The organism is Clostridium sp. AF34-13 (genome assembly GCF_003477845.1).
Lineage (GTDB): Bacteria > Bacillota > Clostridia > Lachnospirales > Lachnospiraceae > Butyribacter > Butyribacter intestini.
The window spans coordinates 311,192-335,844 of record NZ_QUEB01000001.1 but is presented as its reverse complement, the minus strand read 5'-3'; the positions used below and the strand labels follow the sequence as shown (position 1 = coordinate 335,844).

18 protein-coding genes are annotated in these 24,653 nt (G+C 37.3%); 3 read left to right on the top strand and 15 right to left on the bottom strand.

Annotated features, from left to right (window positions below):
- Nucleotides 1–131: 131 nt before the first annotated feature.
- The 3 genes from pncB to DWZ63_RS01305 all read right to left on the bottom strand — a co-directional run bounded on the left by pncB (nt 132) and on the right by DWZ63_RS01305 (nt 2,924).
- Nucleotides 132–1,337, bottom strand: coding sequence for a nicotinate phosphoribosyltransferase (gene pncB / locus DWZ63_RS01315; protein ID WP_118498351.1), 1,206 nt, complete (start codon nt 1,335–1,337; stop codon nt 132–134).
- A gap of 94 nt (nt 1,338–1,431) precedes the next feature.
- Nucleotides 1,432–2,418, bottom strand: coding sequence for an Rpn family recombination-promoting nuclease/putative transposase (locus tag DWZ63_RS01310; protein ID WP_118498349.1), 987 nt, complete (start codon nt 2,416–2,418; stop codon nt 1,432–1,434).
- A 251-nt stretch (nt 2,419–2,669) separates the two neighbouring features.
- Entirely contained in the window at nt 2,670–2,924 is a 255-nt protein-coding gene (locus tag DWZ63_RS01305; protein WP_055943514.1) for a PD-(D/E)XK nuclease domain-containing protein, read from the bottom strand.
- 393 nt (nt 2,925–3,317) lie between these two features.
- Here DWZ63_RS01305 and DWZ63_RS01300 point away from each other — a divergent pair, with 393 nt between their 5' ends.
- Complete coding sequence (locus DWZ63_RS01300; protein ID WP_055943517.1) at nt 3,318–4,346, top strand: 3-deoxy-7-phosphoheptulonate synthase; 1,029 nt, start codon at nt 3,318–3,320, stop codon at nt 4,344–4,346.
- A gap of 257 nt (nt 4,347–4,603) precedes the next feature.
- On the opposite strand, the gene DWZ63_RS01295 is transcribed toward DWZ63_RS01300, so the two are convergent.
- From DWZ63_RS01295 to DWZ63_RS01280, 4 genes are all read right to left on the bottom strand, one after another.
- A complete protein-coding gene (locus DWZ63_RS01295; RefSeq protein WP_279217354.1) occupies nt 4,604–5,800 on the bottom strand; it encodes a class I SAM-dependent rRNA methyltransferase in 1,197 nt (398 codons plus the stop codon).
- Nucleotides 5,801–5,826: 26 nt separating this feature from the next.
- Complete coding sequence (locus DWZ63_RS01290) at nt 5,827–7,584, bottom strand: Na/Pi cotransporter family protein (RefSeq protein ID WP_118498347.1); 1,758 nt, start codon at nt 7,582–7,584, stop codon at nt 5,827–5,829.
- Nucleotides 7,585–7,882: 298 nt separating this feature from the next.
- Nucleotides 7,883–9,700, bottom strand: a complete 1,818-nt coding sequence (locus DWZ63_RS01285; RefSeq protein ID WP_118498345.1) for a methyl-accepting chemotaxis protein — start codon at nt 9,698–9,700, stop codon at nt 7,883–7,885.
- Nucleotides 9,701–9,991: 291 nt separating this feature from the next.
- Nucleotides 9,992–10,141 carry a FeoB-associated Cys-rich membrane protein gene (locus DWZ63_RS01280; protein WP_022014380.1) on the bottom strand — a complete coding sequence of 50 codons (150 nt, stop codon included), beginning with the start codon at nt 10,139–10,141 and terminating at the stop codon, nt 9,992–9,994.
- Between the two features lie 278 nt (nt 10,142–10,419).
- Between DWZ63_RS01280 and DWZ63_RS01275 the strand changes: the two genes are divergently transcribed.
- Together DWZ63_RS01275 and abc-f are read left to right on the top strand one after the other, a co-directional pair.
- The gene (locus DWZ63_RS01275) at nt 10,420–10,782 is read left to right on the top strand and encodes a metal-dependent transcriptional regulator (protein WP_022014381.1); all 363 of its coding nucleotides are present in this window, start codon (nt 10,420–10,422) and stop codon (nt 10,780–10,782) included.
- Nucleotides 10,783–10,808: 26 nt separating this feature from the next.
- Entirely contained in the window at nt 10,809–12,761 is a 1,953-nt protein-coding gene (abc-f, locus tag DWZ63_RS01270; protein ID WP_055943525.1) for a ribosomal protection-like ABC-F family protein, read from the top strand.
- A gap of 164 nt (nt 12,762–12,925) precedes the next feature.
- Here the strand turns inward: abc-f and DWZ63_RS01265 are convergent, their stop codons facing one another.
- From DWZ63_RS01265 to DWZ63_RS01230, 8 genes are all read right to left on the bottom strand, one after another.
- Entirely contained in the window at nt 12,926–14,452 is a 1,527-nt protein-coding gene (locus DWZ63_RS01265) for an AAA family ATPase (RefSeq protein WP_118498343.1), read from the bottom strand.
- Between the two features lie 13 nt (nt 14,453–14,465).
- Nucleotides 14,466–15,734, bottom strand: a complete 1,269-nt coding sequence (locus DWZ63_RS01260; protein ID WP_243020446.1) for a VWA-like domain-containing protein — start codon at nt 15,732–15,734, stop codon at nt 14,466–14,468.
- A 40-nt stretch (nt 15,735–15,774) separates the two neighbouring features.
- A complete protein-coding gene (locus DWZ63_RS01255; protein ID WP_022014385.1) occupies nt 15,775–16,797 on the bottom strand; it encodes a leucine-rich repeat domain-containing protein in 1,023 nt (340 codons plus the stop codon).
- A 269-nt stretch (nt 16,798–17,066) separates the two neighbouring features.
- On the bottom strand, nt 17,067–18,227 hold the full coding sequence (locus DWZ63_RS01250; RefSeq protein ID WP_118498341.1) for an FprA family A-type flavoprotein: 1,161 nt from the start codon (nt 18,225–18,227) through the stop codon (nt 17,067–17,069).
- 62 nt (nt 18,228–18,289) lie between these two features.
- The gene (locus tag DWZ63_RS01245) at nt 18,290–19,225 is read right to left on the bottom strand and encodes a cytidylate kinase-like family protein (RefSeq protein ID WP_182431410.1); all 936 of its coding nucleotides are present in this window, start codon (nt 19,223–19,225) and stop codon (nt 18,290–18,292) included.
- Nucleotides 19,226–19,288: 63 nt separating this feature from the next.
- Nucleotides 19,289–21,376, bottom strand: a complete 2,088-nt coding sequence (locus DWZ63_RS01240; RefSeq protein ID WP_118498337.1) for a L,D-transpeptidase — start codon at nt 21,374–21,376, stop codon at nt 19,289–19,291.
- Between the two features lie 233 nt (nt 21,377–21,609).
- A complete protein-coding gene (locus DWZ63_RS01235) occupies nt 21,610–22,452 on the bottom strand; it encodes a purine-nucleoside phosphorylase (RefSeq protein WP_172794160.1) in 843 nt (280 codons plus the stop codon).
- Between the two features lie 281 nt (nt 22,453–22,733).
- Complete coding sequence (locus DWZ63_RS01230; protein ID WP_347474810.1) at nt 22,734–24,632, bottom strand: ABC transporter ATP-binding protein; 1,899 nt, start codon at nt 24,630–24,632, stop codon at nt 22,734–22,736.
- Nucleotides 24,633–24,653 lie beyond the last annotated feature (21 nt).

Genomic DNA, 24,653 nt, shown 5'->3' with positions numbered 1-24,653 from the left:
TTATATTTTATCATACACAAAGTCTGATTATCAGGTCATTGTCCTGTCAAGCATTTTCTAAACATCTTATCTTTACTTTCTTTATCAAAAAACTCTGCCTGCTTACATTCCAGCCGGTTTTTACCCGGCATTTACTCGTTTTTCATCCTCCAGTCAATGCACCTTTGCAAATAATCAACATATTCAGGATTTTGGCACATTTCCTTTCCGTGTGTATCAGAAATCTTTGCAACATCGGTCGCATTGCACTTTGTCACTTTCATAACAATATTAAGTGCTTCCTTGTCTGTGTCATTTGAGATAAATGTTCCAATACCAAATGCTACATTTATCTTTCCGTCAAAATATCTTTTTATCCTGTCGGCACGCTCAAAATCAAGACTATCACTAAAAAGCAGAGTTTTCATTTTCGGATTAATGCCAAGTTTCTTATAATGGGCTATCATCTTATCCCCCCACACTATAGGGTCACCGCTGTCATGACGCACACCGCTGAAAAGTGTCGCATATGTCAACTGGAAATCTCTTAAAAAGCAATCGGTCGTGATAGTATCAGTAAGTGCAGTTCCATTGAGCACCCCGTACTCTTTTACCCACGCATCGAGTGCATACCAGTTTGAATATGCGGGATTATGTTTTTTATTGCCCTGTCCGGAACACATTATCCACTCATGAGCCATAGTTCCGACCGGAGTAAGTTTGTGCTTTTTTGCAAGATATACATTTGATGTTCCCACAAATGCTGAATTTTCCGACTTGACGCTGCTTAATTCCTCAATAGCATATTCCTGTGCCTGTGCAGATAATCTTCTGCGAAGCCCAAATTCAGAATAATTTCCAAGTCGATATTCTCCACTTTCTATCTTCTGTTTCTTTTCTGCAAGCCTTTTTCTGAAGCTGTCAAAAAGACTTTCATAATCATATGCCATTCTAAAATATACTTCATTTACTATTGCAAGTGTAGGGATTTCATACATGGAAGTGTTGAGCCATGTTCCAGCCGTTTCTATTGAAAGACCACACTCCCCGTCCGTAGTAATCTCAAAATCCTCATATCTGGGCTGCCATAATCTTAAAAAATCAACATACGAGCCCTTTATCCATTTGATATTGTCAAGGTAAGTAAGTTCCTCCTCCGTAAATCTAAGATTACAGAAACCTTTAATCTGCTCTCTGATTTCCTCAATCATCTCCGTACTAAAAAACACATCTTTATTTCTGCACTTAAAAGTCCAGGTTGTCTTATAGTCTGAAAACTGGTGATAAATCGCCTGTCCCATTGAAAATTTATACATATCCTGCTCAAGCAGTGATGTTATTATTTGATGTAATCTCATTTCTTTCCTCGTTTCTTAGCAATTTGCAGCAAAGCACAAATATTTAAAAACTTTTCATTTATCAAGTTCTTTTAAAACTTCATTTTCCAAATTTCTATTTACTAAACATCTTAAAATATTCCTGTGCTTTCTGTAATGATACATCCAGCTTCTTTTGAAGTCTTATCAGAATTTCCTCTTCTGAAAGCCCAAATTCATGACCTGTTTCAATGATTTCCTCTGCCCTTCCCTCCAATTTTCCTTCTAACCTTCCTTCCAATCTTCCTTCAAACCTTGTTTCTTCAAATACTGTACACATATCAACACTTCCTTTCCCTGCTATCATATCATAATCCATCTTACAGTTTGCCGCTCCTGCCACTGTCATTATTACTGACTTATCCACATCATGCTCCGATGCATATTGTATTGCTTTTTCTTTTGTTTCTTTTAACTTTTCGTCTTTATTTAATAATATCTCAAGCAGATTGAATAAATCTATATTATTTATATTATGTAATTTCAGATTATTTTTTCTTGCTTCTATCAGATGCATTTTATAATCATTGACAAATGGTTCCACTTCTTTTGGGATGTTTAACATCTCGTGTAATGACAATGCCCCATCCCACGGATTTTCTCCATAATAAACAACTATGGTGATAACCGGAATAAACTTGTCCATCTTTTTCATTTTAGACATATATTCATCTCTTGACATTCCATTTGCATTTTTATATTTTTTTGCATTATCATCATATTGTTTCTTATATGTTCCATAATCATAGCCCATCACTCTCATAGGCATTGCGTAATGTATTCTTTCCTGTCCTTCCATTCCCAGTATTACTAGTTCTACATTATATATTGTAGATTTTTTTCTTATTTTTACATTATCCCTGGCTGCCCCTATACTCTCTGCGTAGTCTTTATGTTCAAGTATTGAGGACTCCTCTGTATCAATATCCTCCAGCTCATCCGCTTTTATAATCTCCTTTCCATCAAACAATACAGCATTAAAAAAATCTGCAAACTGTTCATTATTACGCCAATAGTTTTTTACAACAATATCAGGTTTTAACTTCTGTTTTCTTTTTCCCATAATTACCTCCCAAATTCTCTACCGTCCGTCTATCAGCACTTGTTACAGTTTAAAAAACATAACCTGCAATAGATTTTGGCAATGCTTCGCATCCTAAATTGCCAAAATCCTCACACGAAACTTTTCACTTACGATATTTTCGGTTCCGAAAATACCTACCTACCGTCTATCAAAACTTCCTTGCCCTTAAACGCAAAACCATAGTGATGTATGTTTTCTTCTTTCACTCCCCGTTTGATAAGCTCTGCATCCTAGTTTTTTTCCTCTATCTGTTTTAATGCCGCTGCGACCGTTTCTTCCAGTGAGTTTTCTTTTCTCTGATTTATCACTTTAAATTCGATTACGATTCCCGGAAGTTTTTCATTTGTTTTGTCTATTGGTTCAAGCATTATGTCATAACGACCAAAGCCACTTTCTCTGTTTGAGGTTATGATATAATTTTCTGTCTGGTCTACCATAAGTCCTAATACAAAGCCCTGGAAAAACGCGATGACTTTTTTTGCCATATGCACCCTCCTTACTAAACGAACTTTATATGCTGTCCCTACAATTTTTAATAAATACATTTTAACATTAAAACAATGGTCTGTAAACGATGTTTGCCCCCCAAACCCTGTCAAATAATTTTTCTAAAAATTTTATTATATCATTTTACACACGCCAATTATTGCCGCTATTTTCCATAGCACTTGACTAATAACGATTTATTGCCTAAAATAAAGACTTGTTGTATATTGTTTTTGTAAATAGCATTTATAATTATTAATTATAAGTTTATAAATATTCTTTTACAATTAAAAAATATGCTTTCACAAAGAGAAAATTTATGTTTCTACTAACAAACTCATAACACTATGAGAAAAAACTACGCCATTATAATGGCAGAATGGAGGAAAACAATGGGCGTTACCTATGTTAAAGAAGTTATTTCACCAGAGGAGCTTTTTGAAAGATATCCTCTCCCTGAAGCTCACAAGAAATTAAAAGCAGAAAAAGATAAGGAGATTGCCAAAGTCTTTACAGGAGAGTCTGATAAGTTTCTGGTTATCGTTGGTCCTTGTTCTGCCGACAATGAAGATGCTGTATGTGATTACACATCAAGACTTGCCAAAGTTCAGGAAAAAGTTAATGATAAGATTATAATCATACCTCGCATATATACAAATAAACCAAGAACTACCGGTGAGGGCTATAAGGGAATAGTTCATCAGCCTGACCCGGAGAAAGCACCTGACCTTCACGAGGGACTTATCGCCATGAGAAAGATGCACCTTCGCTCTATCGCTGAGACTCATCTTTTTTCAGCAGACGAGATGCTCTATCCTGAAAACTGGCCATATCTTTCTGATATATTATCATATGTTGCAGTCGGTGCACGTTCTGTTGAGGATCAGCAGCACAGACTTACAATAAGTGGAATCGATATTCCTTGTGGTATGAAAAATCCTACAAGCGGAACTTTAAGTATCATGCTTAACTCCTGCATAGCCGCACAGGGAAGTCATACATTTATGTACCGTGGATGGGAAGTTAAATCTGACGGAAATCCTCTCGCACATACTATTTTAAGAGGTGCAGTAAACAAGCATGACCAGTCGCTTCCTAACTACCACTATGAGGATCTTGTTTTATTAAACGAGATGTACCATAAGTTAGACCTTAAAAACCCTGCCTGCATAATTGATGCTAACCATGCAAATTCAAACAAATGCTACTATGAGCAGCCTCGTATCGTATCAGAGGTACTCCACAGCCGCAGTGTTTCTAAGGATATTGAAAAGCTTGTAAAGGGTGTTATGATTGAAAGTTACATTGAACCCGGAAATCAGAAGATTGGTGAAGGAGTTTACGGAAAATCCATTACCGACCCTTGTCTCGGATGGGACGAAACAGAACGACTCATCTATGAGATTGCTGACAGAATCTAAGTTCTAACACTATCAAAGAAGAATATAAACTTCTTCTGATATGTTGCGATAGCAACTGATATTATGAGCAGGCAGCTAAGCAGATTACAAATATCCGCCTGGCTAAAATAATTTTTCCTTTAAACAAAAAGAACGAACTATATTAAAAATACAGTTCGTTCTTTTTTATTGTATAGAAAAATACCCGTAATGTAGTGTGGTGCCACCGAGAATTGCGATGCAATTCCTGGTGAGCAAAACGCTGGTTTTGCTCTTTTTTATTTTTCATCACATACCTGAAAAATATAAAACTTCAGATAATACGACTCATTTGCTGCCCAGAGTATTGGATGATCTGGAGCCTGTGTCCTGAACTCAACCTGACGAAGTCTCTTATGCACATTTGAAGCTGCCTGTGCTATGGTCTTTGTAAACAGGTCATAGTCCATAAAATGTGAACATGAACAAGTTGCCAGAAAACCACCGTCTTTTACAAGTTTCATTCCTCTCAGATTTATCTCCCGGTATCCTTTTACCGCATTTTTAATGGAATTTCTTGATTTTGTAAATGCCGGAGGGTCAAGAATTACTACATCAAACTTCTCTCCCGCTTTTTCAAGTTCAGGAAGTTTATCAAATACATCGGCACACTCAAATTTAACCGTATCTGAAAGACCATTAAGTTCTGCATTTTTCCTTGCCTGCTCCACCCCAAGCTCTGATGCGTCAAGACCGAGTACGCTCTTTGCACCAGCCTGTCCGGCATTGAGTGCAAATGAACCCGTGTGCGTAAAACAATCAAGAACTTTTGCGTCCCTGCATAATTTTCTGATAGACTGTCTGTTATATTTCTGGTCGAGGAAAAATCCTGTTTTCTGACCTTCCTTTACATCGACATAATATTTGACACCATTTTCAACTATCTGCACATTTGTATCAAATTCATCACCTATAAAACCTTTTATGCGTGGAAGTCCTTCATTTTTCCTGACTTTCGCATCACTTCTCTCATACACACCTCTTATGTTTATTCCGTCTTTTTCCAGAATAGCCTTTAATATATCGACTATCCTTTCTTTAAACCGGTCAATTCCAAGTGCAAGTGACTGCACTACAAGCACATCTGAAAACTTATCAATAACAAGCCCCGGCAAAAAATCTGCCTCACCAAATACAACGCGGCAGCTCGATGTATCAACGGTTTTCTTGCGGTACTCCCATGCATTTTCAAGTCTCTCTCTCAAAAATGCATCGTCTATCTCCTGCTCCGTATTCCTTGTCATAAGTCTGACTCTTATCTTGGAATTTCTGTTTATAAATCCCTTTCCCATAGGGTAACCGTCGAAATCGTGTACGATAACTATGTCTCCGTCCTCAAACGAACCCATTATAGATGCTATCTCATTATCAAATATCCACATTCCACCGCTTTTTATCGTGCGTCCTTCACCCTTTTTTAATGTTACTACTGCCACATTCCTGTCCTCTCTTTACCCTGACATCAAGGCAACTTATATTTATTTCGATATTCTTTATACATATTTTTGAACTTAGGATCATCTGTTTCTTTTAAGTTGTCAAGATATTCATGTGTATCGAAACCATCTTCATTTGTCTGGATGATACAGACTGCTATATTTGAACAATGATCTGCAATTCTCTCAAAATTCGTCGTAATGTCAGAGAGAACAAAGCCAAGTTCGATAGTACATTTTCCTTTACGAAGTCGTTTTACATGTTTCTTCTTAACTTCATCGTTCAATGTGTCGATAACTTCCTCTAAAGGCTCTACTTTTGTAGCCATCGTAACATCCTGTTTCTCAAAAACATCAAATGTCATTGATACTATATCCCTAATGGCTTTTTCATATATCTTAAGTTCAGCTTTCGCCTTATCAGAAAAATGTTCGTCTTTTCTATATACCTCATTTGCCGTATTCATAAGGTTTACCGCATGATCTGAAATTCTCTCAAAATCTCCGATACAATGAAGTATAGTAGATACTATTTTTGAATCAGCATCCGACAGATCTGCGTTGTTGAGTTTCATAAGGTAAGTGCCAAGCTCATCCTCATAATGATCTACCATATCCTCAAGATTCGATACTTCCTCAGCAATGTTTTTATCATAATGATGGAAAAGATCTATCGCCTTAAATAATGCATCCTCCGATGCTTTCGCCATGAGTATGGCTGTTTTCTGTGCCTGATTTACAGCAAATGCAGGTTTCTCAAGGAAACGCTCATCAAGAAGAGACTTAACCGTATGCTCATCTGTCTCATTGTCCTTGATAGTGAGTTTTGCAAGTGTAACAAGGAAGTTTTTAAGAGGAAGCAGACATACTGTTGCGATTATATTAAATGCCGTATGGATAACAGCTATACCTGCAACTGATGCCGAATGGCTCAGGAAATTAAAATGTACAAACGCATTTATTCCATAAAATCCAATCATAAATACAACTGTTCCTATAAGGTTAAAATAAAAATGTACAAATGCAGCCCTCTTTGCATTTTTTCTCGCACCTACCGCAGACAAAAGTGCAGTCACACAAGTACCGATATTTTGTCCCATGATAATAGGAAGTGCCGATGCATAGCTTACTGTACCCGTAAGACAAAATGCCTGTAATATACCGACTGATGCAGATGAAGACTGAATAATCGCCGTAAGCACCGTTCCTACAATAACTCCGATTATAGGGTTGTCACTGAACATCAAAAAAATCTTTGTAAATGCAGGCATCTTTGTGAGTGGTTCAACCGCATCACTCATCGTGCTCATACCTGTCATAAGAATGGCAAAACCTGCCAGTATCGTACCTACATCCTTCTTTGTGTTGCTCTTTGCAAACAATATCATTCCAACACCTATTATAGCAAGAACAGGTGAAAATGATGTCGGCTTCAACAGATTGATGATAAGACTGTCTCCCTGAATACCGGTGAGTGATAATATCCAAGATGTTATCGTTGTACCTATATTAGCTCCCATGATAATTCCAACAGCCTGCTCAAGTTTCATAATACCTGAATTAACAAAACCTACGACCATGACTGTTGTCGCAGATGACGACTGGATTACAGCAGTCACTCCGGCACCCAGCAATACGGCAAATAAAGTCTTAGATGTAAACTTTTCAAGTATTACCTCCAATTTACCACCGGATGTTTTGGCAAGACCATCTCCCATAACATGCATTCCGTAAAGGAATAAGGCAAGTCCGCCAATCATTGTCAATACATTAAAAATATCCATTGTATTCTTCCTTTCAAAATTGATAGTTTCTTCTTTTACGGATACATGAATATAAATCCATGTACTTCTCCTTTTGTAAAAATGTCCACTATCTAATAATTATACCTAAAAAAAATTTACTTGCAATATACAATGTAAAATTTATGTATATTTTATACAAAATTAGATGTTTCTAACCAGAAAAAAGACCAGACATAATTTATTCTGCATTATTGTATGTCAATAAAATGCTAAATTATGTATCCGGTCTCTTTTATTTTAAATTATCCGTTTTTAATCTTCAAACCTTTTTAACCACCTAAACCTCATCGTTTCCGGCTGCTTCCTCCTCTAAAACATATACATTATCATTTGATGCTATTTCTGATTCCTCATTATTCCCATCAAATATTGTCTTAACATTAAATCTGTTGCAATTATCTTCAAGTACACCTACAAGCTCCATACTGACATCCATCTCACTTCTTATCTTTTGCACCTCTCCTGCAAGTGATGTAGTTCCCTGAGCCGCATTTCCAATACCTCTCGCACTATCTTCTATAACAGTTGTAATATTTGATACTGACTCTACAAGCTTGTTGATAACCTTATGCAGCTTTCTTGTCCTTTCAGTAAAATCATTCATCTCATCATTTATATAAATCGAATCGTCACTGTATTTTCTTCCCGAAGCAACAAAATTGTTATAATCAGGTAAAATATTACTGTCAATATATTCTACTATCCGGTTAGAATTTTTGCTAAGCTCATTAACTGCAGAAATAACAGTTTCATTTATATTCTGTATATTATTTGCTGTCTCCCTGCTGCTGTCGGCAAGCTTTCTTATCTCATCCGCAACAACCGCAAAACCTTTTCCGGCTTCCCCTGCTCTTGCTGCTTCAATCGAAGCATTAAGTGCAAGAAGATTTGTCTGGCTTGATATTGATAATATCTCATTAGTAAGACCTTCAACCTGCTCAACACTCTTGCTGTTATCTATAGCTTTCTTAAGATTTTCGATGATTTCTCCGATCATTTCGCCCGTTGTCTGTCGGCTCTCAACTGCATTCTTTTCAAGTTCTGATGCCCTATGCTGCATATCATCCGAATAAGCTAAGATATTCTCACTTGACTTTGCAAACTCTGCAACGCTGTCATCTACATCTTTAACATTTTTATCTATGGTAACAAGTGTTGCCGATACTTCCTGCATAGATGCCGATAACTCCTGCATAACCGCTGAAACATCACATGACCTGTCATTTACAAGGCCTATGCTTTTCTCAACAACGGCAAAGTTTTCCCTAAGTCCGTTTGATGACTCTACGACATCACCTATAACCCTTTGCAAAACATCCATAAATTTATTCATTCCGTTTACAAGACGACCTATCTCATCCTTTGTCCTTACGGTTATCCTCTCGCTAAGATCTCCGCAATTATTTTCAAGCTTGTCGACAACGCTGTCAAGATCTCTTGCAGTTTCCGTAGCCGGCTTTGTTATCGTTATAATACAGGCAAGAATCGCTATAACACTTATGATAACTGATACAACTATCTGAATAACAGACATTCTTATAGTCATATCAAATGTCTGTGCCTGACTCTTATTTGATGCTGCTATCTCATTTTGTATAGCTTCCGTAAGTGCATTAATGGATGATTCTGTCTTGTCCACAAGCGAAGCCAGTTCATCATTTGCCATCTGTATCGCACCACCTATATCGTCCTCACATAGTTTCAATGACTCCATATATTTTTTATAAAGAGCATCATATCTTTCCTTAAATGTGTTAAAACTGTTTACCTCTTTTGCATTTTTTTTATCAATGCTTTTCTCATATTCTTCTATATTATTTGTCACACCCTCTGCCACATCCGAAATTTCTTTTCTGACTTCTGTCTTGGCAGTTTCATTTCCGGTCACAAAATACACAAACAACAGCTTGTGCATTTTGTGAAACCCAATAGAAAGCGAGTCCAGTTTATATATCGCTTCTGAATTTGATTCAGAATTTTGGATACTTGACTTCTTCAGGCTCTTCATTGATGCAATGTTCCATCCCGAATATGCTATACATATAAATGCAAGTGCAAGTATAGGAATGAGTACTTTTAATCTTATTGTTTTCATATTATTTTCTCCTCTATATCCGCTTTTTTCACCATAAATCTTATTACTTATCTAAACATTATACACGCTTTATATTGTTTAGTCTATATAATTTTATGTTTTTATGCCAATTTTTGTAACAGTTCAGCCTTGCATTTCTTACATTCATAAACCTGCCAGCGAGCTGTCAGGCGCTGCTTTGCAATTCTCGTTGGTACTGCACTACTTTATGAGCATTTTCCTATAACATAAAAAATAAAGACCAGGCTTACTTGAAAGCTCAGTCTTTATTATTAATTTCGGTGTCTTACTCTATCTTTTTTCTTTTTTATGGCTTACACATCCTCCGCAAGTTGCACAGTTTCCGGTGCAGCCTCCATTTTTCTTCCCGTTTATGACACTTCTCAATGCAGCAGCCAGTGCCGCCAATATTATTATGCTTATAACAATTGTTGCAACCATTTTTACGCCTCTTTTCCGTTCATATCAGATTAGTATCAGATGATTTTACCTTTCGTTTTACATTTGTGTACAACAGCAGTAACAAACAGATACAAAATCTTATTTTTATTATTATGTTGACTTTTTGTTTATTATTCCTTACAATCGTTAGTATAACCTAACTAGAAATTATTGTCAATAAAGAGATTTCTTCCGTATGACAGAGCGGCAGCATTGAAAAAACAAGTTCCTTGTGTTAATATATATTATGGAATAAATATATGGTGAGGTGAATTATGATGAATACTAACGAATCTTCTGAAAATTATCTTGAAACTATACTTATGCTCAGTAAGACCCTCCCTGTTGTAAGGGGTGTAGATATAGCAAATCATCTTGGCTTTAAGAAGTCAAGTGTAAGTGTTGCAATGAAAAATCTTCGTGAGAAAAAACATATTACGGTTACTGATGCCGGTTACATATATCTTACGGATTCAGGTCGTGAGATTGCTGAAATGATTTATGAAAGACATGAATTTATTTCAAAATGGCTTATATCACTTGGCGTCTCAAAAGAGGTTGCCCTTGAGGATGCCTGCCGCATCGAGCATGTTATAAGTAAAGAAAGCTTTGAAGCCATGAAAAAAAATCTTCATAATTAATATGAACGTTACCACGGAGGAAACATATGATTTTACAATGCAGCCACATCTGTAAGTCTTTTGCTACAGATGTAGTTTTAGATGATGTATCATTTCATATAAATGACAATGAAAAAGCCGCTATCGTAGGAGTAAACGGTTCCGGAAAGTCCACTTTATTAAAGATAATCGTTGGAAAATCCGGATACGACTCCGGCGATATAATTATAAAAAAAGAGGCAACGGTAGGTTATCTCGCACAGAACCAGGAATTTGAATCAGGTGAGAGCATTATAGAAGAAATGCAGACTGCAAAACCTGAAGTCAAAATCCTTGAAAAAAAGATGCATGAACTTTCAGACCGGATGAACAGTGCATCCGGCGATGAACTTGATTCTCTTATAAGACAATATGACAATGCAAGACACCGTTTTGAACAGCTTGACGGATATTCCTATGAAAGCGAGATAAACGGTGTTTTAAAAGGTTTAGGATTTGAGGATAATGATTTTACTAAACCTATTTCTAAACTTTCAGGCGGTCAAAAAACGAGAGTTGCTCTTGCAAAGATGCTCTTACAGGCTCCCGACCTTATAATACTCGACGAGCCGACAAACCACCTTGATATGAACTCTATCCACTGGCTTGAGGGTTATCTTGCCGGATATAAAGGAGCGGTTCTTATTGTAGCTCATGACAGATATTTTCTTGACAAGATAGTAACAAAGGTTGTTGAATTAAGGCAGACACATTCCACAGTCTTTTCAGGTAACTACAGTGACTACTCCATAAAGCGTCAGGCACTTCTTGACTCCCTCATGAAGCAGTATATGAACCAGCAGGCAGAGATAAAGCATCAGGAGGAGGTTATCACGAAACTTCGTTCTTTCAATAGAGAAAAATCCATAAAGCGTGCGGAGAGTCGTCAAAAAATGCTCGACAAAATGGATCGTATCGAAAAACCGATAGAAGAAAACACACAGATGCATCTTCTTTTCACACCTAAGATACAAAGTGGAAATGATGTACTTACCGTCAAAAACCTTTCAAAAAGTTTTGGTACTCTCTCACTCTTTTCGGATATTGCTTTTGAAGTAAAACGCGGAGAAAAAGTTGCCATTATCGGAGACAACGGTACCGGCAAGACTACTATCCTAAAAATGATAAATAAAATGCTCGCTCCGGATACGGGCAGCATAACACTTGGAACTAATGTGCAGATAGCATATTATGACCAGGAGCACCAGGTACTCCACATGGAAAAAACTCTCTTTGAGGAAATCCAGGACACCTATCCTACAATGACAAACACGCAGATACGAAATATGCTCGCTGCATTTTTGTTTACGGAAGATGATGTTTTTAAGAAGATTAAAAACTTAAGCGGTGGAGAACGAGGTCGTGTTTCTCTTGCAAAACTTATGCTTTCAGATGCAAATTTCCTTATCCTTGACGAGCCGACAAACCACCTCGACATAGATTCAAAGGAAATTCTTGAAAACGCCATAAACAATTTTGAGGGAACCGTACTCTATGTATCGCATGACCGTTTCTTCATAAATAAAACAGCAACAAGAATACTTGACCTGACAAAACATCAGATAGTAAATTATGTTGGAAATTATGACTATTACCTTGAGAAAAAAGAGGATAATGAACGTGCACAGCTTAATGATACTATCATCGCTGCCGCTTCATCTGACAATACTGTTTCTGCGTCTGCCAACACGCCAGAAGGTCAAAATGCCACTTCTGACACAAAGCTCAGTTGGAAACAACAGAAAGAAGAACAGGCACGACTTAGGAAACTGGAAAACGAAGTCAAAAAGATAGAAGCTGAGATTGAAAAGCTTGAAAATGAAAATGAAGAACTAACCGAACTTTTACAAACAGATGAAGTTTCGACAAATTCCGTCAAATTGCAGGAGATTTCTTCCAAGATTGAAAAAAACACCAACAGACTTGAAGAACTTATGGAACGCTGGGAAAGCATCCAATAAATAAAAGTCCGACTGCATTGCAGCTTTGATATTTCATTTTTGTAACAAAAAACCGACCGCATTGTAATTTGAAAATTTAATTTATATTACAATGCAGTCGGTTTTTTGTTTTTTTCTAAGCAATATTATTAATTTCTTTTTGTTTTTAGCTTTTTCATTTTCGACTAGAAATCTCTTATATGCTCACCACTGTATATCTCATCTTTCCTAAGCTTCGACATTATCTCCTCTTTTTTAGTTCCGACAAGAAGTTCACTGTTATATTTAAGATATTTTTCACTTGGATTGTCAGAAAGAAACATTGCAATCTCGCTGTTCATCGTAAGCTCCGTCACAAATACGACCATCTCCTGGCCTGCTCCGAGTGTTTCCTCAATAAATGTAAATACATTTTCAAGCTGCTCTGATGCCATGTCCTCACTCTCTTCAAGTATCTTTCTCTGATTTTCAAAACCTGAAAGTGCTTCTTCAAATGCCGCATCAATGTCTTTCTCTGAACTGATTTCTGTTTCTGACAGCTTATTTATAAGATGTTCATTTGCCTTTATCTCATCTTTATTTAAAAATCCTGCCTTTTTATCTCTCTCAAATAAAGATTTTCTTTCCTCATACAAGGTGTTGTAAATTGTTCCCGTTCCCATACTTTTTTCTTCAAGTTTTGCTTTATAACCTTTTAAAAATTCATACCACATATCAGTGACAAGTTTATTTAACCAAACTTTATGGAATGACACTTCAAGTCCGCTTATCAAAAGATTTACGACACTTACTCTCTCATCAAAAGACGCATCAAATATATTTTGGTATGACTGTTTCAACGGATTACCGTCAAGTATCTCCTGAATGCCATAATCATTTTTATATTTCTCATAAAGTGCAAAATAAGCCGCGACATCTTTTGCCGTATCATCATGCTGTATAAATTCGGCTATTATGTCCTCGTCAACTTTTATCCCTATATCCTGATATGCATCATACAGATTGCTTAAATCCTCCCAGCCTCTCGCCGTCACAAACTGCATTCCGTCTATATCAGCCTCTACTTTGTAGAAATTATTAGGTCGCAGCTCAAGATAATTTATTATTGCTCTGTTTATATGGTGGTTTACCGCATATTCTTTCCATATATTAAAGTCAGCGTCAACATCTATCTTTCTCACACGGTCAAGTGTCACCATGTCAAACTCTCTTACCGACTTGTTGTATTCTGACGGATTTCCTGCTGCCACGATTATCCATCCCTTAGGCACTTGCTGATTTCCAAATGTCTTACATTGCAAAAACTGAAGCATTGTAGGTGCAAGTGTTTCCGATACACAGTTTATCTCATCAATAAATAAAATCCCCTCAGGAATCCCACTCTCCTTAATCTTTCTGTAGACACTCGCAATAATCTCACTCATCGTGTATTCGGTTACAGAATACTTTTTGCCGCCAAACTCCTCCTCAACAATAAACGGAAGTCCGACTGCACTCTGCCTTGTGTGATGCGTGATAGTATATGAAACAAGACCTATCCTGCACTCCTTAGCAATCTGCTCCATTATCTGCGTCTTGCCGACACCCGGAGGTCCGATAAGTAAAATGGGACGCTGTCTGATAGTCGGGATAATATACTCCCCATCCGCATCCTTCTTTAAATAAGCCCTCACTGTATTTTTAATTTCGTCTTTAGCTTTCTTTATATTCATTGTTTTTCCTCTCTTATTCCAGCGAAACTTTCATTGCCCATGCCGGCACTGCTGTCTCACTAAGCTTGTCAATAAATACAAATGCCGTATTATAAGGCATCTTTTTTTTAGGATATTTTCCTTTTCCGTCCGTAAAATATAAAAGTCCCTGAAGTTTCTTTATCTCACCTGTATCAATCAGGTTATTTACATATTCAAATGCAGGTCTGAAATCAGTATTTCCACCGCCTGCAAGTTCAAAATTATTTATAAGTATATCTATATCCGTGTCACCTGTAACTGTTATATCCGAATGTACCAGCTCGTCACACTGTATTATATGTATCTTTCTCTTTCTGAAAAAGCTGTCTGTCTCTGACAATATCGTAAATGTTTCCCTCAAAAACTTTTTGACAAGTTCACCGCTCGTTGAATAACTTGTGTCAACAACTATAACAAGCTCCTCTATCCTAAGATTTTCCTTTGTTTCTACCGGCTCTATAAGCGGCATATTTTTATATATCCTAAGACCATATGTATAATAATTTAAGTCATATTCATCCATATCTATCTTAAGCTCTTCCTTTAATATACAGAACTTTCTCAAAAAATTCCTGTAACTTTTCTTTCCTCTCTCAGTCTTTACCTGCTGCTGCCAGAAATTTTTTCCTTTATCGCTGTCTTTCCCCTGACTTTCTTTTTTTATCTCGCTCTGTCTTGATATTTTATCCCACTTATCCTTTGTTTGATTTTGTGCTACTGACATTTTATCTTCTTTCGGCCAGTGCTTGTGTGTATCGGTATAAAATTCCATATGAAGCCTGTTTACCGTCTCGCTGTCAGTTTTCATAAGTTCTCTGTATATAACTGCAGCCGATATACCGTCAGGATTTTCATCTATCTTTTCATATACCTGCATCCTCAACCAGCTAAGCGGTCTTTTTAATATTTCCTTTTCCATATTGTCTATAGTGTACTCGACAATAATATCACACGCAATGCCCCATATAAATAAATCTCTCTCACCTCTCACCCACAGATGGCTGAAAATGCAATGCAAAACACTATGCAGAAAAAGCCTGTCAAGGTATTTAGAGTTTTTCTTAAAAACGCTTATCATATGTTCAGGCTTAAAAAATATACAATTTCCATCTGTTGACATGGTCTCTATCGTCTCGTCAACTTGCGGTATAAGCTCACTAAAAGCAACATCAAAAAATCTAAGCTCCATATAAAGTTCATTCTTAATAAATTTAAAAATATCATTAGAAACCTGCCACTCCCACCCGCTCTGTGTCTGCACTCTCAATTTTATATCCACCTCCCATGCAATCACCTAAATTTTAAAAAGCATATCTCGACTTCCGTATATCCTCTTTTTTCCGACGGTATTTTAATATAAGTGCTGCCGCCTCACCAAAGCCGGTCTCATTTGCCACAACTATTGCTCTTTCTATCATATTCCTGTCACCACTAAACTTTTCGAGCATAAATTTTATCTCATCAATATTTTTATCATAAATACAGCTACCAATGATTTCATTTTTGTTATTTTTCAGATAATCCATATACAAAACTTCTGATGAACTTCCAAGCATATATGGATACATCAGACGATAGAGTGCGATTTTTCCTGCAACCTTTACGCTTTCCTCTGCAGATGCCTTTGGAAATATCGTATCATACTGGTTCATGTCAGCTTTTCCACCATCAAAACACTGTCTTGCCCGAAATCCTTCACCCTCTATGTTTCTTCCAAATATATGTGCAGGAGCTATCTCGTCATAGACTTCACTATATTCAGGATAAAGCACTTTAGCAATAACTTTTTCTTCTTTTATATATGTGACTTCAATCTCTGAAGAAATCCTGCTGAGCACCTGTTTAAGTCCTGTAATGTCACTTATATCACTTCGTAAATATATCTTATTTAAGCTGCGGCAATTCATAAACACATCACTGCCAACCTCTTTTATATTCTTTCCTATTGTAATACTTTCAAGCTTTTTACAGTTGTAAAAAGCATTATTTCCTATCTGCATCACACCATCAGGTAACTTTATGCTGTTTGCAAACTCACCTGCAAATTCATGGTAAATTGTTTTGTCTATATCTATTTCATCATATTCATTCTGTAATTTTTCCGGCAGATGCAGCTTTTCTGAAAAACAATATGGTGCAATCTTATTTATCTTATCACATTCTCTTTTTATATATAAATCTTCATTTTCAATATCTTTATTTGTCTGGTCTTTTTTTCTATCTGCAATATCTACAGTGCCACTTTTTCCAAAAACACGATAAAGCGTAAAGCCTGTCTCATTTTTATCTAATAATAAAATAAGCTCATTTATTTCTCTTATCATTTTTTTGCTGACTTCCTATACTCTAAAAATAATACTGCCATGTTCTGAATTAATTATCGTTACTGTTCACCCACAAACCTGACAACACGGTCAAGCTATACGCTAATAAGCGAATTTCATAAGTTTAAACAGTACCTTTTATCAAAACATGGCAGTCTGATATTTTCAATTTTTTATAATTATTATTTTATAATTTCACTATGAAAATCTTCACCGTTGCCCGTCGCATTGTAAACCCTTCTGCACCTTACTCTCAGTCCGGTTTATGATTATTTCAAAAGTTCATCGATCATCTTATCCATCTGCTCGACATTTTCTTTTTTAACTGTTGATTTGATTGAAACTATATTTTCACATATCTCAATGTTTTTCATACTCTCAAGACTCTCACGCATTTTCTTTGCTGCAAGAGGAGCCCATGAACCATTTTCAACAAGTGCAGCTTTTCTCTTCTGGAAATTCTTTGATTTTAAATGATTTAAGAAATCTTCCATAACCGGGAAAAGTCCTCCATCATAAGTTGCACAGGCAAGCACCATCTTGTCATATCTAAAAGCCGCTTCAACAGCTTCTGCCATATCGTCTCTTGAAAGATCCATGACTTCCATCTTCTCAACGCCTTTTGCCTTAAGTTTGTCTGCTATCTGCTTTGCCGCTTTTGCAGTATTGCCGTGGATGGATGCATAAGCCACAAGAACACCTTCATCCTCAGGCTCGTAACTGCTCCATGTGTTATAAAGGTCGAGATAATATCCAAGATTTTCCTTTAATACAGGACCATGAAGCGGACATATGGTCTGAATGTCAAGTGCAGATGCTTTTTTAAGGAGATTTTGAACCTGTGCACCGTATTTTCCTACTATATTGAAGTAATATCTTCTGGCTTCACAAGCCCATCCCTCATCATCCTCTGAATCGAGTGCTCCGAACTTTCCAAATCCATCGGCAGAGAAAAGTATTTTTTCTGTTTTCTCATATGCTACCATAACCTCAGGCCAGTGAACCATAGGTGCCATCACAAATGTGAGCGAATGACTTCCGAGAGAAATCTCATCACCCTCTTTTACAACGACCTGTCTGTCAGCAAAATCCTCATCAAAGAACTGTGGGAGCATCTGGAAAGTTTTTGCATTTCCGATAAGCTGCATATTTGGATATTTATGTGCGATAAGCCCTATATTGGCTGCATGGTCAGGCTCAAGATGTGATATAACAAGATATGATGGCTCTTTCCCGTCAAGTGCCTCCTCAATATTTTTAACCCATTCATCTGTTGCTCTTGCATCGACTGTATCCATTATCGTAATCTTTTCATCAAAAATAATGTATGAATTGTATGATACGCCATCAGGTACTACATACTGACTCTCAAATAGATCTATATCCTTATCATCCACCCCAACATATTTTATACTTTCTGAAATAAACATAATTTAAAAATCTCCTTTCGTATCCAAAAAATTTTATCTAATAATAAGTGCAGTCATCTACACTAATTAAACATATTAAACATTTTCTCAATAACTTCCACCGTGCCTTCAATACCGTAGCAAGCTGTATTAAGGCACATATCGTAATTTTCTGAATGACCCCAGTGGCGGCCTGTATAATAATTGTAATAAGCCTTTCTCGCCCTGTCCATATTCCTTACTTTTTCAACAGTGTCATCATATGAAGCTCCGGTACAAGCCATATCGTGTTTTACTCTCTCCTCAAACGGAGCTCCGATAAATACTGAGATGTGAGGTATATCTGCGTGCTCAAGCACAACATCTGCACAACGACCTAAGAATATACAGTCACCTTTTTTTGCCATTTCCTCTATCATCTGGCTCTGTGCAAAGAAAAGTTCATCATTTCCTGCAAACTTGCGAAGTGAAAATGGAGTCTTATTAAGCCATCCTTTTTTGCTGTCTGCCTGTGATGCATCGACACTTGAAAAATCTCTGCCTATATGCTCGCACGCCATTTTGATTATCTGGTTGTCATAGTAAGACATATTTAATCTTGTTGAAAGTCTCATACCAACTTCATGTCCGCCGCTTCCATACTGACGACCTATGCAGAGTATTCTGTGATTTTCGTCTTTAAATCTGTCTTTCATCTCAGATATGTTACTTACAAAGCTGTCTGGAAGCTGTCTTGTCGGATTGTACTGCGCAAGCATCTTATTAAGTTCTTCAAGCTCTTTTTTGCACTCCTCCGCAACTGACGGATTCTTTATAGTCGAAATCATATTTCCGATAAGGATAGTCTCGTCTCTTATAAAATGCCTCTTATCTTCGTCAAGATGTTTAAGCATCTTTTTCACCGATAAATCTTTTCCTGCCGGAAATACCTTTCCCATCGTACTTCCCGTTGCTTCATAAACTTTCACATCAAGTTCATAAATCTTTTCAACAAGCTCTTTAACATCATATTTTTCCATATTCATCAATCCTCCATTCCTGCATAAAATACTACCCTGCCGATAAACATCTGTACATATTTTCTAATAACCTACTTTTTTTCCTTTGGATGTCATATATCCGCTTATCCTGCCCGCTTTATAGTCTTTCTTCTTTGTGGCAGCCGGCACTGAAGGATCTGTAGGGTCATAATTTATTGACTCTGCTATTTTTATCGTAGCAGCTTTTCCGAGAGGTCCCGGTTTTTTAGAATTTCCTTTTTCAATTTTAACTGAACTGCCCACCGCTGCATAATCGTAAAGCCACTTTGCATCAGCAACAGTCATTCTTATGCATCCTGCCGATGCTGCACTGCCAAGTTTGTTATAGTTGCTTGCACGAAGTGCATAATGCGACTGACTTCCAACAGCTATCGCATGAAAATAAACATTTCCGACAACATGACTTGCCCATCTGGCATAAACGGTGCTTCCATCAGGCTCTCCCATAGGCTTTAAACTATATTTTGCTGCCGTACCGTTTGAAGAAATCGAATACGAGCCAAGCGGTGTGTAAGACGATGAAATAGAAAGTCCTGCCGCACCTGATGTGGTTGCAGTATCTCTGCCTACCGAAACTGTACAAGTCTTTACCGGTATGATATATGCTTTTTTCTGACTGTCGTATGCATATATAGTAACACAACAGGCAGCTCTGTTCACTACTATTTTTAATTTATTGTTACCTTTTTTTAATTTAAGCACATTTGTGAGATCTGTAAGTTTTTCTCCGTTTTTATAGTAAAACTTATAAACTTTTCCGGCATATTTTTCATAACGCCATCCATTCTTTCCAACCTCTGAACTCTTTACACTGAACTCTTTTGTCTTAAATTTAATCTCCTTATTCCACTGTGTATAACCACACGCAACAACCTGTGTTCTTCCACTTACCATATACTGATAATTTGCAATATATGTTTCATTTGAATATACACCGATAAGTTTTTTTATCAATGTCCTCTTACCGTTTTTTATACTGTAAACTTTAAATCTTACACTTTTTATATTTCCTGGTATATACGCATTTTTAAGTCTGAATTTTGCGGTACCATTTGCCAGCTTAGTTACTGTAAGTGTCCCCGTTTTTACCCTTACTGACGCAGTTCCGGTCTTTTTAAGTATTCTCACTATCCCCGCGTTGTCCGTCACTGAAACTTCTATCTTATAATTTCCAAACTTATAATTTATCGTTTTTAACGGTATATCTGAATAATAATATGTACTTGTACCGTTATGCACCCCCTTTTCCGTACATACAAGTTTTCCTGCACTGTTATAAATATTAAATGTAACATTCTTTACGACAAGTGCTGAATTTACTTTCTCAACAAAAACTCTAAATGTCTGATTTTTTTCTGTTTTTGAAGTTGACTTTGAGCCGATTTTCCCATAAGTAAGTGCAAGATTAAACTCTTTTTGTGCCAGCAGCTCACTGCCGCCTGAAAGTTTGCTGTTTATAACAGTGAATCTCGCGTAATATGTACCATATGTATTACAATACTTTGTAAGATCAACATCCCAGCTTTTTGTTGCAGTCGGAATAACTGTTGCCGTTCCAACTTTTTTCTCATCTTTTCCGTTTTTCTTCAAAATCGAAAGCTGTATCTGACTGTCTTTTCCCGGAATAATAATATCATTTTCTTTATTTACTAAAGATATAGTCCTGTTTGTTTTTGATTTATATCCTGCAACATCTAATGTTAATTTATCCCTGTGTATTGAAAAATCGCACTTTGCAGCAGCCTCTACAGGAGTACCGTCACTCATAAGAAATGAAACCGTATATTCCCTATATGCATATGTGCTTAAATCTGAAAGTGAAAACGAACCTGAATACTGTCCGTTCTGGCAGTTTTCTGCTGTAAATGTCACCGGCTGTTCAAGCACTGTGACCGTATTTTCAGATTCATCTTTATATGTAACCTTTGTTGTCATCCCCGATGTCTGTGCCGTATCTATACCTGCAAGTGTATAATTGCATAAACCGTTTTCTCTGTCAGCATTGACATCTGCACTGTACTGTGCAGCTTTTGCGTTTGGTGAAATCGCAAATACCGCAACTACTATAGCAATCATAAATACTGCCGGCAATGCAATGAACTTTTTTTTGTGTTTACCTTGTTTTAACATTTTGTTCCTCCCATTTCTATCTACAGATATACTATTTATATGAATAGTGCAGCCACTTTTTCACATACATATATTTTACCACTTCTTAATAATGTAATGCAAGTGCGGCAAATGATATTTTGCCCTGTTAAATATTGATGCGTAACTTCACAAACAGTGTCAGGTTTGCGAATGTGCAACTCTCAATTCAGACATAAAAAGAGCGAAATCAGCGTTTTGCTCCTGGTGTCACACTACTTTACGAGTATTTTCTCATGTATATTTTTAATGCTCTCTGTCACAAGTTTCTTAAAGTCGCCTGATACCCTGTCGGCTGTTTCCTGTACTTCTTTATGGCTAAGTGGTGCAACACTCATGCCACTTGCAAGATTTGATATACACGAAATACCGCATATCATCATACCCATATGGTTTGCCGCCACAGCTTCGCAAGCCGTACTCATTCCGACGACATCCGCACCGAGCACTCTCGCCATCCTTATTTCCGCCGGAGTCTCATATGCCGGTCCTGTAAACTGCAGATATGTTCCCTCTTTTAAGTCAATGTCAAGTTCAGCCGCCGTCTTTTTAATCACCTTTCTTAAACTAATATCGTATATCTCGCTCATATCAGGAAATCTCGCACCGAGTTCATCAATATTTTCCCCAATAAGAGGTGACGGCACAAAGCTTGAAATCTGATCCTTTATCAGCATAAAATCACCCGGTCTGAAATCATAATTCACACCGCCGCCCGCATTAGTAAGAAACAAAACCTTTGCTCCCATCAGTTTCATAAGCCTTATTGGAAGCACTACATCAGAAATATCATATCCCTCGTAATAGTGGACACGCCCCTGCATACATACAACAGGCACATCTCCAACATAACCGAAGATATACTTACCCTGATGTCCCGGAACGGTCGAAACCGGAAACCCCTCAATCTCATGATAATCAAGCTCGCAGACAACCTCAATGCCATCCGCAAAATCACCAAGCCCTGAACCAAGCACCAATGCAATCTCCGGCTTAAAATCAACCTTATTCCTAAAGCACTCGTAACATCTGCTAAGCTTATCATAAACTTTATTCATCCACAAAACCTCCTTACTATTATAATTTCCATACGGTTACCTCGATACAGTAAATTGCGAAACTGTCATAATATATGATTAAATTGTGCAAATATAACAAATAGTGTTAGCAGTGTACTCTGTCACCGTCAGCACTTAGTCAGCGTATTTTGCTGACGGGTCAATGCTTTTTTATTGACCTATGTACTGCTACGAGTGACAGGTAGCGAAAGCGTACATGCGGTACTATTTGTTATAGTTGTGCAATTAACACAACCTATAATCAGTTTCGCTCACCTGTATTATCCGGCTAAACCTTTTCCAAGTTTCCCCGTATAAAGCTGGTAATACTTGCCTTCCTCTTTTATAAGTTCATCATGCGTTCCACGCTCTATTATCCTGCCCTGCTCAAGAACCATGATACAATCACTGTTTCTTACTGTTGAGAGTCTGTGGGCGATAACAAATGTCGTTCTGCCTTTCATAAGTCCGTCCATTCCCTGCTGAACAAGTTTCTCAGTTCTTGTATCTATCGAACTTGTAGCCTCATCAAGGATAAGTGCAGGTGGGTCTGCAACTGCCGCACGTGCTATTGCCAGAAGCTGTCTCTGTCCCTGACTCAGGTTTGCACCGTCACCGGTGAGCATTGTGTCGTATCCGTCAGGAAGTCTTGTGATAAAGCTGTGTGCATTTGCAAGTTTTGCTGCATTTACGATTTCATCGTCTGTCGCATCAAGTTTACCGTACTGGATGTTTTCCCTTACTGTTCCGGTAAACAGATGTGTGTCCTGCAAAACGATACCAAGCGAGCGTCTTAAGTCATTTTTCTTTATCTTGTTTACATTGATACCATCATATCTTATCTTTCCATCCTGAATATCGTAAAATCTGTTTATAAGATTTGTGATAGTTGTCTTTCCGGCACCAGTCGCACCTACAAAAGCTATCTTCTGACCCGGTTTTGCATAAAGCACTATGTCGTGGAGTATCATCTTGTCATCATTATAACCAAAGTCAACATGGTCAAATACTATGTCACCTCTCATATGTGCATATGTGGTTGTTCCGTCATCCTTATGGAAATGTTTCCATGCCCACATTCCCGTGTGTTCTTCTGTCTCGACTATATCTCCGTTTGCATCCTCTTTTGCATTGACAAGCTCGACATATCCGTCATCCACCTCAGGTTCTTCATCAAGAAGCTTAAATATTCTGTCTGCACCTGCCATAGCCATTACGATAGAGTTAAACTGCTGGCTCATCTGGTTTATAGGCATTGAGAACGATTTATTAAATGTAAGGAAACTTACAAGACCACCTATCGTAAATCCGCCAATACCGTTAAGGGCAAGAATACCTCCGACCATCGCACAGAGCACATAGCTTATGTTTCCAAGCTGTGCATTTATCGGCATAAGTATGTTGGCAAATTTGTTGGCATTGTTCGCACTGTCAAACAACTGGTCGTTTAACCTGTCAAATCCCTCCATGCTTTCTTCCTCATGGCAAAATACCTTGACTACTTTCTGTCCTTCCATCATTTCCTCGACATAACCGTTTAACTTACCTATATCTCTCTGCTGAGCCATAAAGTAAGAACCGCTTAGTCCGCCAATCTTCTTTGTAACTACAAGTGTAACACCGACCATCACAAGTGTGAGGATAGTAAGCGGTACATTGAGTATCAGCATATAAATAAATACGCTGACAATGGTTATCGCACTTGATATCGCCTGAGGAATACTCTGGCTTATCATCTGACGGAGCGTATCTATATCATTTGTGTAAAGTGACATAATGTCTCCATGTGCGTGTGTATCAAAATATTTAATAGGAAGTGTTTCCATCTTATTAAACATTTCTATTCTGAGTCTTTTAAGTGTTCCCTGAGTAACATATATCATAAGTCTGTTATACAGAAATACTCCTATGACACCTGCACCGTAAAATATTCCTACTTCTGTTATCTTTGCAAGAAGTTTTGAAAAATCAGGGTCAGAACTCTTTGACAAAGGCACTATATATTTGTCAATAAGTGTCTGCGTAAACATTGTTCCCTGATTTGTTGCAAATACACTTGCTATTATTCCGACTACCACTATAAGACAGTGTACCCAGTAATACTTGAATACATATTTCATCAGTCTTATAAAAAGTTTGCCCGGATTTTCTATTTTTGCACCCGGTTTTCCCGGTCCCATTGGTCCTTTAGGCATAAAGCA